General features: G+C 63.4%; 12 protein-coding genes. 1 reads left to right on the top strand and 11 read right to left on the bottom strand.

Going from position 1 to position 14,830, the window contains the following annotated elements:
• Positions 1-22: 22 nt before the first annotated feature.
• Positions 23-268 (top strand): hypothetical protein, encoded by a 246-nt coding sequence (locus PG879_RS16120; protein WP_270830410.1) that lies wholly within the window; start codon positions 23-25, stop codon positions 266-268.
• Between the two features lie 491 nt (positions 269-759).
• Here the strand turns inward: PG879_RS16120 and nuoN are convergent, their stop codons facing one another.
• The 11 genes from nuoN to nuoC all read right to left on the bottom strand — a co-directional run bounded on the left by nuoN (position 760) and on the right by nuoC (position 14,828).
• Positions 760-2,223 carry an NADH-quinone oxidoreductase subunit NuoN gene (gene nuoN, locus PG879_RS16125; RefSeq protein WP_270830411.1) on the bottom strand — a complete coding sequence of 488 codons (1,464 nt, stop codon included), beginning with the start codon at positions 2,221-2,223 and terminating at the stop codon, positions 760-762.
• 43 nt (positions 2,224-2,266) lie between these two features.
• On the bottom strand, positions 2,267-3,784 hold the full coding sequence (nuoM, locus tag PG879_RS16130) for an NADH-quinone oxidoreductase subunit M (RefSeq protein WP_270830428.1): 1,518 nt from the start codon (positions 3,782-3,784) through the stop codon (positions 2,267-2,269).
• 69 nt (positions 3,785-3,853) lie between these two features.
• A complete protein-coding gene (gene nuoL / locus PG879_RS16135) occupies positions 3,854-5,701 on the bottom strand; it encodes an NADH-quinone oxidoreductase subunit L (RefSeq protein WP_270830412.1) in 1,848 nt (615 codons plus the stop codon).
• The gene (gene nuoK, locus PG879_RS16140; RefSeq protein ID WP_010675036.1) at positions 5,698-6,006 is read right to left on the bottom strand and encodes an NADH-quinone oxidoreductase subunit NuoK; all 309 of its coding nucleotides are present in this window, start codon (positions 6,004-6,006) and stop codon (positions 5,698-5,700) included. The genes nuoL and nuoK overlap by 4 nt, the downstream gene beginning before the upstream one ends.
• Positions 6,007-6,085: 79 nt before the next feature.
• Positions 6,086-6,625 carry an NADH-quinone oxidoreductase subunit J gene (nuoJ, locus tag PG879_RS16145; protein ID WP_010675035.1) on the bottom strand — a complete coding sequence of 180 codons (540 nt, stop codon included), beginning with the start codon at positions 6,623-6,625 and terminating at the stop codon, positions 6,086-6,088.
• Between the two features lie 9 nt (positions 6,626-6,634).
• On the bottom strand, positions 6,635-7,177 hold the full coding sequence (nuoI, locus tag PG879_RS16150; protein ID WP_010675034.1) for an NADH-quinone oxidoreductase subunit NuoI: 543 nt from the start codon (positions 7,175-7,177) through the stop codon (positions 6,635-6,637).
• 90 nt (positions 7,178-7,267) lie between these two features.
• Positions 7,268-8,233: an NADH-quinone oxidoreductase subunit NuoH gene (gene nuoH, locus PG879_RS16155; protein WP_010675033.1), complete on the bottom strand. Its 966-nt coding sequence runs from the start codon at positions 8,231-8,233 to the stop codon at positions 7,268-7,270.
• A complete protein-coding gene (nuoG, locus tag PG879_RS16160) occupies positions 8,230-10,959 on the bottom strand; it encodes an NADH-quinone oxidoreductase subunit NuoG (protein ID WP_270830413.1) in 2,730 nt (909 codons plus the stop codon). Before nuoG ends, nuoH begins: the two co-directional genes overlap by 4 nt.
• A gap of 57 nt (positions 10,960-11,016) precedes the next feature.
• The gene (gene nuoF / locus PG879_RS16165; protein ID WP_042016644.1) at positions 11,017-12,402 is read right to left on the bottom strand and encodes an NADH-quinone oxidoreductase subunit NuoF; all 1,386 of its coding nucleotides are present in this window, start codon (positions 12,400-12,402) and stop codon (positions 11,017-11,019) included.
• The gene (gene nuoE, locus PG879_RS16170) at positions 12,399-12,950 is read right to left on the bottom strand and encodes an NADH-quinone oxidoreductase subunit NuoE (protein ID WP_270830414.1); all 552 of its coding nucleotides are present in this window, start codon (positions 12,948-12,950) and stop codon (positions 12,399-12,401) included. Before nuoE ends, nuoF begins: the two co-directional genes overlap by 4 nt.
• Before the next feature lie 72 nt (positions 12,951-13,022).
• Entirely contained in the window at positions 13,023-14,828 is a 1,806-nt protein-coding gene (nuoC, locus tag PG879_RS16175) for an NADH-quinone oxidoreductase subunit C/D (protein WP_041211563.1), read from the bottom strand.
• Between the last annotated feature and the right edge of the window lie 2 nt (positions 14,829-14,830).

The following is a 14,830-nucleotide window of genomic DNA, read 5'->3' on the forward strand; positions in this document are numbered from 1 at the left end:
AATGGTAACCCATTGATATTAAATGACTAAAATTTTCATTTTTTGTTCGTGGGATACTTGTTCGCACTTTCCCAAGCACTCTGCCACTATCAACGAGGGGCGAGGGATTTGTGACAATGCAAAAGCAGCGGCGAAACTTTATGAGTTCTATGCAAACTTGCTGGAAGCCAGTTGCCCCAAAAAAACAGCCGAGGTGGTACAGGCGCGTGAAGCGGTTGAGTCTGCCAAAGAAACGATCCGTGGCAGTTGCGCTGATTTCAACTATTAATTAAAAAAGACGTTCTCGAAGAAATAAAAACCCGTCCCCGTTGCTTGGGTGTCGGGTTTTTATATTTATTGCTCAGGCTCTTGCCCCCCCTTCACGCCAGCCATGCCGTTCAGCTTGGTTCACTCTCTGGCCTCACTCCTCCCGAGCAGATGCTCTTCCTGCTCCACAAAACAGGGGTTGTCACCCTGTATTGCCACTTCATGCCCATGGAGTGAACAAGGGGAGGGTGCAACCTATTTAGCACCTGTGCCACGTGAGTCCCCTTGATTGACCAGCTTAGGCCCCAGTGGCCGGTCTTTTCATAGGGCGAGTGAGGCGTTCTGAGGCGTTCTTCAATCCTGTGAGTCGATGGCCGGTTGCAGATACGCAGCGGTTAGAGCAGCGTAGAGAGGGGAGGGGGTTGGTATCCTGAACCGGAATGCCACAAGGAGCGGCACCCCGGGAGATAAAAAAACCGGCCTCAGGGGCCGGTTTTGTTGTGTGCCAGGGGCTTAACGCAGCACCACGTGCTGGAAGCCCTGCACCAGGCTGATGACAGGCTGGGGGTAGATGCCGAGCAATACCACCAGGATGGCGGAGAGCAGCACCACCAGGCCCCCGGAGGAGAAGGCCCAGTCGGCCCTGGCATCGCGCAGCTGCATGCCGGGCTCGCGCAGGTAGAGGGTGACCATGACGCGCAGGTAGTAGTAGAGACCCAGGGCGCTGCCGAGCACGATGGCGCCACTGAGCCACCACAGCTTGGCATCCACGGTGACGCCGATGAGATAGAACTTGCCGATGAAGCCGAGCGTCATGGGGATGCCCGCCAGGGAGAGCATCATCACCGTCATCACGGCCGTCAGATAGGGGCGCTTCCAGAACAGGCCGCGATAGCTGTGCAGGGAGTCCGCATCCTTGCCACGGTAGGGGCTGGACATCATGCTGATGACGCCGAAGGCCCCCAGGCTGGTGAACAGGTACATCAGCAGGTAGACACCCGCCGCTTCCACCGGCATCTCGCCGAGGCGGCTTGCCACCACCACCGCCAGCAGATAGCCGAAGTGGGAGATGGAGGAGTAACCCATCATCCGCTTGATGTTGGTCTGGATCAGCGCCAGGAGGTTGCCGACCACGATGGAGACGACCGCCATGGCCGCCAGCAGCCAGTGGATCATGGGATCCGAGGTGGCGGGTACTGCCAGGTAGAAGCGCAGCAGCACGCAGAACACCGCTATCTTGCTCACGGTGGCGAGGAAGGTGGCCACCGGTGCCGGCGCCCCTTCATAGACGTCCGGGGTCCAGAGGTGGAAGGGGGCGAGGGACAACTTGAACGCAAAGCCGACCAGCATCAGGCCAAAGCCCCCCATCAGCAGCGGATGGTGAGCCGGGCTCTGGGCCAGGGTCACACCGAGATCGCTGAAGCTCAGGCTTCCGGCCTGGGCGTAGAGCAGTGCCATGCCGAACAGCAGGAAGGCGGTGGCACTGGCGGAGAGCAACATGTACTTGATGCTGGCTTCCAGCGAGCGCCGCTCGCGATAGGCATACCCCACCAGACCGAACATGGGCAGGGTCAGCATCTCTATCCCGATGAAGAGCGAGGCGAGGTGACGGGAGGCTGCCAGCACCAGACCACCGGCGGTGGCGATGAGCAGCAGCAGGTAGAACTCTTCCCGGTTGTCCGGATAGCCCTTGAGCCAGGTGCGACCGAAGGTGCAGGTGGCCAGGGCCCCGATGAGCACCAGCCCCATGTAGAAGACCGCGTAAGCGTCCACTTGCAGCAGGGGAGTGACCCCCTGATCCCCCTGGGCCATCACGATGGGCAGAGAGAAGAGCGCGAGGTTGAGGCCGATGATGGTGACCACGAAGGCGGTGTCGTCACAGCGCTTCCAGGCGATGGCCAGCATCAGGGCCACCATGGCCCCCGTGGTCAGCAACAGGGGCAGCAGGGCCAGCAGTTGAGAAACAGTAAACGTCATGACAGTGCTCCCGACATGGACAAGGAAGGCGAAAGAGAAAGCATCATTGCAGCGCCCCCGTGCCCGGCAGCGCGTACCAGTGCAGCACGCTCAGGAGGCTGCTGCTGGCGGTGTCGAGCACCGGCTGGGGATAGAGACCGAGCAGCACCAAGAGGCCGGCGATGGTCAGCATCATGGTCAGTTCCCGGGTATCCAGCCCCTTGAGCATGCTCTCCTCCCGGGGCGTCCCGAAGCAGGCCCGTTGCAGCATGATGAGGGAGTAGACCGAGGCCAGCACCAGCCCGAAGGTGGCGATGACGGTGATGACGGGGGCCACCTGGAAGCTGCCGATGAGGATCAGGAACTCGCCGACGAAGTTGCCGGTCCCCGGCATCCCAAGGGAGGCAACGGAGAAGAACAGCATCACGCCGGGCAGGTAGCGCAGCCGTCCCCAGAGACCGCCCATCTGGCGCAGATCCCGGGTGTGCAGGCGCTCGTAGAGCTGGCCGCACAGGATGAAGAGGCCGGCGGCCGAGAGCCCGTGGGCAATCATCTGTACCACTGCCCCTTGCAGGGCGAGCTCGCTGCCGGAGTAAATGGCGATCATCACGAAGCCCATGTGGGAGATGCTGGTGTAGGCAACCAGCCGCTTGATGTCGGTCTGGGCAAAGGCCAGCAGGGCGCCATAGACGATGCCGATGAGGCCGAGCACCATGGCGTAGGGGGCAAACTCGGCGGACGCCTCGGGGAAAAGCGGCAGAGTGAAGCGCAGCAGGCCGTAGGCCGCGGTTTTCAGCAAGATGCCCGCCAAGTCCACGGAGCCTGCGGTGGGCGCCTGGCTGTGGGCATCAGGGAGCCAGCCATGGAGCGGCACCAGGGGCATCTTGACCGCGAAGGCGATGAAGAAGCCCAGCATCAGCAGCCACTGTACCGTGCTGCTCATGGGGGTGTTGAGCAGTTCCTGATAGTTGAAGGTGAAGACACCGGTGGCGGCGTGGTGGGTCAGTACCAGGCCCAGGATGGCCACCAGCATAATGAGGCCACTCGCCTGGGTGTAGATGAAGAACTTGGTGGCGGCGTTGATGCGCGACTTGCCATCGGTGACCGAGTGGCCCCAGAGCGCGATCAGGAAGTACATCGGCACCAGCATCATCTCCCAGAAGAAGAAGAAGAGGAACAGATCCACCGCCATGAAGACGCCGAGCACGCCCCCCAGGATCCACAGCAGGTTGAGGTGGAAGAAGCCGATGCGCTGGACGATCTCCTTCCAGGAACAGAGGATGGCCAGCACGCCGATGAAGCTGGTGAGGATCACCATCAGGAGCGACAGCCCGTCCACGGCGAGGTGCAGGGAGATGCCGAAGCGGGGGATCCAGGGTTGTTGCCACTCGGCTGCCCAGACGGGGAGGCCGGGGCTGGCGAGGGGGAAGTCACCACCGAGCCAGATGGCGCTGGAGAGCACCAGACAGGCGCTCATGGAGGCGAGGGCCACCCAGCGGACAAACTGTCCGCCGAGCCGCTCCATCTGCCAGCAGAGCAAGCCGCCGATGAAGGGAATTAGCAAGATCCAGAGTAAGGTCACGATATCAGCTCTCATCTAGGTTCTAGTCGGGCAGGCGCTGAGCCTGCCACACAATATTGGGCTCATGGATCAGCCGAGCAGCAGCAGGGCCAGGATCAGGGCGGCGCCCATCCCCATGGAGGCTGCGTACCAGCGCAACTTGCCGGAGACGGTCCAGGCCAGCAGCTGATGCCCCCCCTGGGCCAGCACGGCGGGCAGGTTCATCATCCTGTCCAGCGGATCCTTGCCGAGCAGGCGAGTCGCCAGCAGGTAGGGCTTGACCCAAATCAGGTCATAAAGCCAGTCAAAGCCCCAGGCATTGAACCAGAGGGTGGACAGAGCCCGCCCCGGTGCACTCTGTGCGATCCCCTTCGTCAGGCGACGTTCGCCGAGGAAGAGGAAGGCGGCCAGCGCAATGCCTGCCACGGCGATGACGCCGGAGAGGATCTCGAGGCCATGGCGTCCCTCTTCGATGTGATCCCCGGGGCCTGCCGGCAGTACTCCGGCGAGCGGTGGCACGATGAGGGCGCCGACTCCGGTGGAGAGCACCAGCAGCACCAGCAGTGGCAAATGGTGGGCAAGGCCCTGTCCGGCGTGAGCCTGGGTCTGCTCCTTGCCGTGGAAGGCGATGAAGATGAGGCGGAAGGTGTAGAGGGAGGTGAGGAAGGCACCACCCAGACCGGCCCACAGCAGGGCGCTCTGGCCGCTGGCCTGCACCTGCCAGAGGATGGCGTCCTTACTGTAGAAACCGGCGGTCACCAGTGGCAGCGCGGCCAGGGCCGAGCCCCCCACCAGGAAGCAGGCATAGACCAGTGGCAGCGATTTGCGCAGCCCCCCCATCTTGAAGATGTTCTGTTCGTGGTGGGTCGCATTGATCACGGCCCCGGCAGAGAGGAACAAGAGCGCCTTGAAGAAGGCGTGGGTCATCAGGTGGAAGATGGCCCCTTCCCAGGCACCGACCCCCAGGGCCAGGAACATGTAGCCTATCTGGCTCATGGTGGAGTAAGCCAGGATCCGCTTGATGTCGGTCTGCACCAGGGCCGCAAAGCCCGCCAGCACCAGGGTGATGGCACCGACCAGCGCCACCAGATGGAGGATCTCGGGGGCCAGCAGGAACAGGCCGTGGGTGCGGGCTATCAGGTAGACGCCGGCAGTCACCATGGTGGCCGCGTGGATCAGCGCCGAGACCGGGGTGGGACCCGCCATGGCGTCCGCCAGCCAGGTCTGCAGCGGTAGCTGAGCTGACTTGCCGACCGCGCCGCCGAGCAGCATCAGGCAGGCGAACGACAGGGCAGGGGAGCCGTCGGCAAACATCGCAGGGGCTCGCACCAGCAGCTCGTGAATGTTGAGGGTGCCGAGCTCGCGATAGAGCACGAAGAGCCCGATGGCGAGGAAGACGTCGCCGACCCGGGTCACCACGAACGCCTTGAGGGCGGCGGCGCCGTTGTTGCGATCCTTGTAGTAGAAGCCGATCAGCAGGTAGCTGCACAGCCCCACTCCTTCCCAGCCCAGATAGACGAACAGCAGGTCATCGGCCAGCACCAGGAACAGCATGCTGGCGATGAAGAGGTTGGTGTAGGTGAAGAAGCGTGAATACCCCTCTTCCCCGCGCATGTACCAGGAGGCGAACAGGTGGATGAAGAAGCCCACTCCGGTCACGACCCCCAGCATGGTCAGTGACAGCCCGTCCAGGGAGAGACGGAAGGCGGGCTGGAACTCGCCCACCGTCATCCACTGCCACAGGGTCTGGGTATAGACGCCGCCTTCCGGCATGGTATTGAGGAAATCGATGCCGACCCACAGGGTAGTGAGGGCCGAGAGACCGATGCTGCCGACACCGATGAGCGCCGAGGTGCGCTCGCCGAGGCGGCCGAGGGAGAAGGCCAGCAGCAGCCATCCCAGCAGCGGGAACAGGAAAGTCAGATATAGGAGGCTCATCCGCGCATCTCGCTCACAGTGTCCACGTTCAGGGTGTGGTAACGACGATAGAGCAGCAGTAACAGGGCGAGGCCGATACTGGCCTCCGCTGCCGCCAGAGAAATCACCAGTATGTACATGATCTGGCCGTCGGCCTGGGCCCAGCGGCTACCCGCCACCACGAATGCCAGGGCGGACGCGTTCATCATGATTTCGATACTCATGAGGATAAACAACAGGTTGCGGCGTATCAGCAGGCCGCACAGGCCGATGGCAAACAAAATGGCCGCCAGCAGGAGGCCGTGCTCCATGGGAATTCCACTCATCGCCATGCTCCTTGTGCTTGCTGGATGGAAAGGGGGCGGGCTGCCGGCAGCGAGCCATGCATCACCACGGGGATGTCGCTCATTGCTGACCTCCTTCCTGTGTGGTGCGAGGTACGGAGAGCACTTCCCCGCTCTTGTCCTCGCGGCCCAGGTGATAGGCGGTGACCAGACCCGCCAGCAGCAGGATGGAGGCGAGCTCCACCGCCAGCACATAGGGGCCGAACAGGGCGATACCGACTTCCTTGGCGCTGACCTCGGTCAGACCCAGTTCACCGCCGGTCACGCCGAGAATGCCGTGGGCCAGAAAGCCCAGCAAAATGAGGGAGAGCAGGGCCGGGCCACCCCAGGTCATGGGGGTGAGCCACTTCTTCTCCTGATCCTGGGCGCTCCCCAGGTTCAGCATCATCACCACGAACACGAACAGCACCATGATGGCGCCGGCGTAGACGATCACCTGCAGGGCCCCCGCAAAGGCGGCGCCCAGGCAGAAGAAGATCATGGCCACGGCGATGAGGGAGATGATGAGATTGAGCAGCGCATGCATGGGGTTGCTGGTGCTGATCACCCGCAGCGTGCTGTAAACGGCGACCAGGGCCGCGGCATAGAATGCCAGTTCCATGATTGACTCCTAGGGCAGCAGGCTCTTGACATCGATGGGCTTGGCTTCGTTCTCGGCATCCCCTTTGGGTTTGCCGTCGATGGCCATCCCGCTCATGCGGTAGAAGTTGTAGTCCGGATATTTGCCGGGGCCGCTTATCAGCAGATCTTCCTTCTCGTACACCAGATCCTGGCGACGATACTCCCCCATCTCGAAATCCGGCGTCAGCTGGATGGCGGTGGTGGGGCAGGCCTCCTCGCACAGGCCGCAGAAGATGCAACGGGAGAAGTTGATGCGAAAGAACTCCGGGTACCAGCGGCCATCTTCCCGCTCCGACTTCTGCAAAGAGATGCAACCGACCGGGCAGGCAACAGCACACAGGTTGCACGCCACGCAGCGTTCGTCGCCATCGGGATCCCGGGTCAGTACGATGCGACCGCGAAAGCGGGGGGCGGCGTAGACCGGCTGCTCCGGGTAGCTCAGGGTTTCACGGGGGCGCCAGGCATGGGAGAAGACCATCCCAAGACTGCGCAACTGGGTGCCAACACCCTTGATAATGCTCGTAATTTTCATAGGTGCCTCACTGCACATTTATCAGCACTGGCGTCTGGGCGTTTCCTTGCCGCAGACGGCCGAATCATCGTCATGTCCATCTCGTTTTGCTCACGCATTCATCAGCACCACGGCAGCGGTGACCAGCATGTTGAGCAGGGTCAGGGGCAGGCACACTTTCCAGCCAAAGGACATCACCTGGTCGAAGCGCGGGCGGGGCAGGGAGGCCCGCAGCAGGATGAAGAACACCATGAAACAGGCGGTCTTCAGGGCGAACCAGATGAAGGGCGGCAGCCAGGGGCCGTGCCAGCCACCGAAGAAGAGGGTCACGATGAGCGAAGAGATCAGCACGATGCCGATGTACTCCCCCACGAAGAAGAGACCCCACTTCATGCCCGCGTACTCGATGTGATAGCCGTCGGCGAGCTCCTGCTCGGCCTCCGGCTGGTCAAACGGGTGGCGGTGGGTGACGGCGACCCCGGCAAACAGGAAGGTGACGAAGCCCAGGATCTGGGGGATCACGTTCCACATGCCGGCCTGGGCCTCGACGATGTCACGCAGGTTGAAGCTGCCGGTCTGGATGACGATGCCCATGAGCGAGAGGCCAAGGAACACCTCGTAGGAGAGGGTCTGGGCCGAGGCGCGCAGGCTGCCGAGCAGGGAGTATTTGTTGTTGCTCGACCAGCCGGCGAACAGCACGGCATAGACCGCCAGCCCGGCGATCGCCAGGATATAGAGCAGCCCCACGTTGAGATCCGCCACGCCCCAGGTGGGGGTGATGGGCACCACCGCAAACGCCAGGATGAAGGCGGTGAAGGCGATGATGGGGGCCAGCACGAAGATCCGGCGATCCGCAAAGGGCGGGATCCAGTCCTCCTTGAAGAACATCTTGACCATGTCGGCCGCCAGTTGCAGCAGGCCGAAGGGGCCAACCCGGTTGGGGCCGTAACGGTCCTGCCACAGTGCCAGCAGGCGGCGCTCGATGAAGCTCATGAAGGCGCCAGCCCCCACGATCCCCACGAGTACGACCAGGGCCTTGCCGACCTCGATCAGCAGATCCATCAGAGAGTCGCTCATGCGATGACCTCCTGCAGGTTATCGATCAGGGCATGGTGCAGGGCGGTCGGCAGGCCGTTCACCCCGAGTGGCAACCCTGCCAGGCCCGGAGCCAGCGCATCGCTCAGGCGAAGACGCAGGCGCCAGTGGTTGCCACCCCAGGAGAAGGCCACCAGTGCGTCAGGGGATAGTGCCAGGCGCGCGGCATCCGCCGGGTTCAGTACCAGGGGGGGTTCCCCCATGCGAGCCTGGATGACCGGGCTTCTGGCGGAGAGCTCCTCGCCACCGAACAGCTGGTCATAGCTCACCACCTGCAGGGATGCGGCGGGCTGGAAGGGGGCCGGGATGGTGCCAAACCACCCCAGGTTGCCTTCGCCCGGCTCCAGCAGGCGGCGACCGGGATCCCCGGCACGCAGGTTGCCGCCCACCTCGTCCTGGAACTTGTTCCAGGCGGAGGGGGAGTTCCAGCCCGGCGCCCAGGCAAACGGTACCTGGGAGAGGGGCTGGCGGGAACCAGCGTAGCCTTCCATGGAGAAGGCGAACGGCGAATCGGGATCCTGGGCGACTCTGGGCTCGCTCACGTTCTGGTTTGCCAGCATGGAGGTGCGACCACTGTAGCGGTGCGGCTCCCGGGCGAGCTTCATGCCGCGAATGCGCAGGCCGGCGTTGGGTGCAGCTTCACCCATGGTGGTGAGCAGCGGGGCGCTGGCGGCGCAATCGCGACTCACATCGTCGAAGGTGTTCCAGCGAACCGAACGCGGTTGCTGGCTCCCTTGCAAGGCATCCAGCCAGCGCCAGCTCTCGCGCACCTGGATATCGGCGTTGTAGAAGGCGGGAGCATAGACCTGGAAGAAGCGCTGGGCACGGCCTTCCATGTTGACCAGGGTGCCATCGCCTTCGGCAAAACTGGCGGCAGGCAGCACCAGATCCGCCTTCTTCGCGGTGGCCGTCTCCTGATGGTCGATGACCAGCAGGTGTTGCAGGCGATCCAGGGCGGCGTCCACCCGGCTGCGGGGGGCTCGGCGGTAGAGGTCGTTCTCAAGAACGACCAGGGCAAGTCTCTCTTCCCCTTCCATGCGCTCGAGGGCTGCCTCCAGCGGGGCGGCATGCCGGGCCAGCATGGCCAGCCCCAGGCTGTTGGCTTCCTGAGCCACCAGGGCAAGCTCCGCGGCCTGGCCACGGCCCTTGAGGGCGCGGGCGATGTTGCTGGCCGCATCGATCAGCGCCTCGTTGCGGGCACCATTGCCTGCGATGATGAGGGGCTTTTTGGCGTTGCCAAGCAGGTCGGCCCATTGGGCGGCGAGGGCCCGCTGTTCGGGGGAGAGATCCGTTGGCGCCGGTGCACTGGCGTCCAGCAGGTGGGCGATGGCAAACCCGAGGCGCGCCTGATCCGCGTGGGGGGCGTGCAGGGTGCTGCTCGCCACGTCATCCAGGCGGGTGGCATCCAGACTGGTGATGAGCAAGGGGTAGCGCTGGTTCTGGGCCAGGGTCTGCACGGCAGCGACCTGCCAGAGATCCACCTTCAGCTTGCGAGCAATTTCGCGCCCCTTGCCTTTCACTGCCTGGCGCAGGGCCAGGGCGATGCGGGCGGCGGTCTGGGTGACATCTTCCCCGAGCACCAGCACGGCGTCGGCTTCTTCCATGTCGCGCAGGCTGGGAGTGCGCACGCCGCCGTGCTCCAGAATGTCCAGCATCTTCTGCAGGCATTTCCATTCGCTCTGCTCGACCCCGGAGTAGAAGTTGGCGGCCCCCACCAGTTCGCGCAGGGCGAAGTTGCTCTCCAAGGAGGCGCGGGGTGAGCCGATGCCGATGACGCCGCTGGCGGTGCGCAGCGCATCCGCGGCCCGGTTCAGGGCACCATCCACCGTGATGGCCAGCTTGTCACTGCCATCCTGCAGCAGGGGCTGGCGCGGGCGGTCGGTCAGATTGACGTGACCGTAGCCAAAGCGGCCGCGATCGCAGAGGAAATAGTGGTTCAGGGCACCGTGGAAACGGTTCTCGATGCGGCGCAGCTCGCCGTAGCGCTCACCCGGGCTGATGTTGCAGCCGACCGAGCACCCCTGGCAGATGCTGGGGGCGAACTGCATGTCCCACTTGCGGTTGTAACGCTCGGAGTGGGTCTTGTCGGTGAAGACGCCGGTGGGACAGACCTCCACCAGGTTGCCGGAGAATTCGCTCTCCAGAGTGCCATCCTCGACCCGGCCGAAGTAGACGTTGTCATGGGCGCCATAGACCCCGAGATCCTCGCCACCGGCGTAATCCTTGTAATAGCGCACGCAGCGGTAGCAGGCGATGCAGCGGTTCATCTCGTGGTTGATGAAGGGGCCCAGATCCTGATTCTGGTGGGTGCGCTTGGTGAAACGGTAGCGGCGGCTGTTGTGGCCCGTCATCACCGTCATGTCCTGCAGGTGGCAGGCGCCACCCTCTTCACACACCGGGCAGTCGTGGGGATGGTTGGTCATCTGCCACTCCACCACCGTCTTGCGAAACTCCTTCGCCTCTTCATCCTCGATGGAGATATAGGTGCCATCGGTGGAAGGGGTCATGCAGGACATGACCAGGCGGCCGCGCTTGTCGTCGGCATTCTGATACTGTTTGACCGCGCACTGGCGGCAGGCACCGACGCTACCGAGCGCCGGGTGCCAGCAAAAATAGGGGATGTCCAGACCCAGCGACAGACAGGCTTGCAGCAGGTTGTCTGCCCCGTCTACCTCGTACTCTTTACCGTCTACATGAATGGTTGCCATACAACTTCCCTGAAACCTGTTTTATGAAATCGGCTATTGCCCGATGCGTCCTGGCGCTTACCAGCGCTCGCCCAGCAGGTTGGGCTGGATACCCTTGAACAGCTTGTGATTGTCATGGGGGGCCTTGACCCCGGCCTCGAACTCGGACCGGAAATACTTCATCGCACTGCCAAGGGGCTCGACGGCGCCGGGGGCATGGGCACAGAAGGTCTTGCCCGGGCCCAGGAAACTGACGAGCTGTTCCAGGGTCGCGAGATCCTCGGGTTGGCCCTCGCCCCGCTCCAGCGCCCGCAGGATCTTGACGCTCCAGGGCAGGCCGTCGCGGCAGGGGGTGCACCAGCCGCAGGATTCGCGGGCAAAGAACTCCTCCATGTTGCGCAGCAGGGAGACCATGTTGATGCTGTCATCCACCGCCATGGCAAGGCCCGTACCCATGCGGGTGCCCACCTTGCCGATGCCGCCAGCGTACATCTGGGCATCCAGGTGCTCGGGCAGCAGGAAGCCGGTGCCGGCGCCGCCCGGCTGCCAGGTTTTCAGGCGATAGCCGGGCTTCATGCCGCCGGCGTAGTTTTCGAACAGCTCGCGGGCGGTGATGCCAAAGGGCAGCTCCCACAGGCCGGGATTGTTGACCTTGCCGGAAAAGCCCATCAGCTTGGTGCCGTGATCTTCCGAACCCGGCAGTGCCAACCCCTGATACCAGGCCACACCGTTGCCGATGATGGCGGGCACGTTGCACAGGGTTTCGACGTTGTTGACGCAGGTCGGCTTGCCCCAGACGCCGGAGACGGCGGGGAAGGGGGGTTTGGCCCGCGGGTTGGCGCGCCGTCCTTCCAGGGAGTTGATGAGGGCCGTCTCTTCGCCGCAGATGTAGCGACCTGCGCCGGTGTGGACGAACAGCTCGAAGTCAAAGCCCGAGCCCAGGATGTTCTTGCCAAGGAGCCCCGCGGCCTTGGCCTCTTCCACGGCGCGGCGCAGGTGGATGGCGGCATCCACGTACTCGCCGCGCAGGAAGATGTAGCCGCGATAGGCTTTGAGAGCCCGGGCACTGATGATCATCCCCTCGATCAGCAGGTGGGGCAGCTGCTCCATCAGCATGCGGTCTTTGTAGGTATTGGGTTCCATCTCGTCGGCGTTGCAGAGCAGGTAACGGATGTTCATGCTCTCGTCTTTGGGCATCAGGCCCCACTTCACGCCGGTGGAGAAACCGGCGCCGCCGCGTCCCTTGAGGCCGGCATCCTTGACGGTGCTGACGATGTCATCCGGGCTCATCTGGCCAAGGGCCTTGCGGGCGGCCTCATAGCCCTGTTTTGCCTGATACTCCTCGAGCCAGACCGGCTGGCCGTCGTCCCGCAGGCGCCAGGTGAGAGGGTGGGTCTCGGCGGTGCGGGGGATGCGGTTGGCGGTGCCGAGGGAGGCAAGCGTCTTGCCTGGCTGAATGCTCATGGGTAAGCCTCCAGGGTTTTCAGCAGGCTGACGGCATCGAGTCCGCCATAGGTATCGTCATCGATCATGATGGCCGGCCCCTTGTCGCAGTTGCCGAGGCAGCAGACGGGCAACAGGGTGAAGCGGCCATCCGGGGAGGTCTGACCAGGGGCCAGATTGACGACCTCTTTCAGACCGGCAAGCAACTGCTCGTGGCCGTTGATGTAGCAGACCATGCTGTCGCAGACGCGGATGATGTGACGACCCACCGGCTGGCGGAAGATCTGGCTGTAGAAGGTGGCGACCCCTTCCACGTCGCTGGCGGGGATGCCGAGCTCGGCGCCGATGGCGTGAATGGCGCCGTCAGGCACCCAGCCACGGGCCTGTTGCACTATCTTGAGCGCTTCGATGCTGGCTGCACGGGGATCTTCGTAGTGGTGTTTCTCGTGTTCGATGGCATCGCGCTCAGCCTGGCTCAGGACGAAATCTCCCTGCTGGCTGCTGCATGCCCCTTGCCCTTGTGGGGTCTGGTTATTCTGACACTGACACTGACACTGACATTGGCTCATGACTTGACCTTTTGTGGCTTGTCCCTTTACTGCGCGTCTTGCCCTTCGCCCCGGCTGCCGGGGCGAGAGGACTCAACGATCCACATCTGACATAACGAAATCGATACTGCCCAGGTAGACGATAAGATCCGACACCATCTGGCCGCGGATCACCGAGGGGATCTGCTGCAGGTGGGCGAAGCTCGGGGTGCGGATCCGGGTCCGGTAGCTCATGGTGGATCCGTCGCTGGTCAGGTAATAGCTGTTGACCCCCTTGGTCGCCTCTATCATCTGGAAGGACTCGGCGGCCGGCATGACAGGCCCCCAGGAGACTTGCAGGAAGTGGGTGATCAGGGTTTCGATGTCCTGCAGGGTGCGCTCTTTGGGCGGTGGCGTGGTGAGCGGGTGATCCGCCTTGAAGGGGCCCTCAGGCATGTTTTTCATGCACTGCTCGATAATGGACAGGCTCTGGCGGATCTCCTCGATGCGCACGGTGGCGCGGTCGTAGGCGTCCCCGTTGCTGCCCACCGGCACCTCGAACTCGAACTGATCGTAACCGGAATAGGGGCGCCATTTGCGCACGTCAAAGTTGAGCCCCGTGGCCCGCAGACCGCCCCCCGTGGTGCCCCAGGCCAGGGCCTGGGCCGTGTTGTAGGCGGCGACGCCGATGGTGCGGCCCCGCAGTATGCTGTTGCGCATGGCCGCCTTTTCATACTCCATCAACCGCTTGGGCAGCCAGCTCAACAGGTTGTCCTGGATGAGGCGGGTCCAGCCGGCAGGCAGATCGTGGGCCACGCCGCCGATGCGGAACCAGGCCGGGTGCATGCGGGCTCCGGTGATGGCCTCGATGATGGTGTAGATCTTCTGGCGGTCCGTGAAGGTGAAGAAGACCGGGGTCATGGCCCCCACGTCCTGAATGTAGGTGCCAAGAAACAGCAGGTGGCTCTGGATGCGGAACAGCTCCGCCATCATCACCCGGATCATGTCGACCCGCGCCGGCACCTTGATGCCGGCCAGCTTCTCGACCGCCAGCACATAGGGCAGGTTGTTCATCACGCCGCCCAGGTATTCGACCCGGTCGGTGTAGGGGATGTAGCTGTGCCAGGACTGGCGCTCGCCCATCTTCTCTGCGCCGCGGTGGTGATAGCCGATGTCGGGCACGCAGTCGCGGATCTCTTCCCCGTCGAGTTGCAGCACCAGGCGGAAGGCGCCGTGGGCGGAGGGGTGGTTCGGCCCGAGGTTCAGGAACATGTAGTCCTCGTTCTCGTTGCCGCGGGCCATGCCCCACTCTTCCGGCTTGAACAGCAGGTTGTCCTGCTCCTGATCCTGCTTGACCGCATCGAGCATGAAGGGATCAAACTCGGTGGCGCGCGCCGGGTAGTCCTTGCGCAGGGGGTGCCCTTGCCAGCTCTTGGGCATCATGATGCGGGTCAGATGGGGGTGGCCATCGAAGGTGATCCCCATCAGATCCCACACTTCCCGCTCGTACCAGTTGGCGTTGGGGAAGTGGCGGCTGACGGTGGGCAGATGGAGATCGCTCTCCTTGAGCGCCACTTTCAGCATCACGTCGGCGTTACGGTCGATGGAGATGAGGTGATAGAAGACGGTAAAGTCGCTCTCCGGCAGGCCGTGGCGATGGCTGCGCATCCGTTCGTCGGTGGCGCTGAGATCGAACAGCATCACGAAGGGGGAGGGCAGCTTTTGCAAGAAGCCCATCACGTCCAGCAGCAGATCCCGGGAGAGCCAGATGACCGGCACGCCGGTACGGGTGCTCTGCACGGTGAAGCGCTCGGCACCGAAGTGGGCGAACAGCTCGCCGACCACCTGGGCATCGGCGTGATCGGCGGTTTGCCACTGTGCCATGGTGTAATTGCTTGGGAATTCTCGAGTCAGTTTCATGA

The organism is Aeromonas sp. QDB63 (genome assembly GCF_027707425.1).
Classification (GTDB): Bacteria; Pseudomonadota; Gammaproteobacteria; order Enterobacterales; family Aeromonadaceae; genus Aeromonas; species Aeromonas caviae.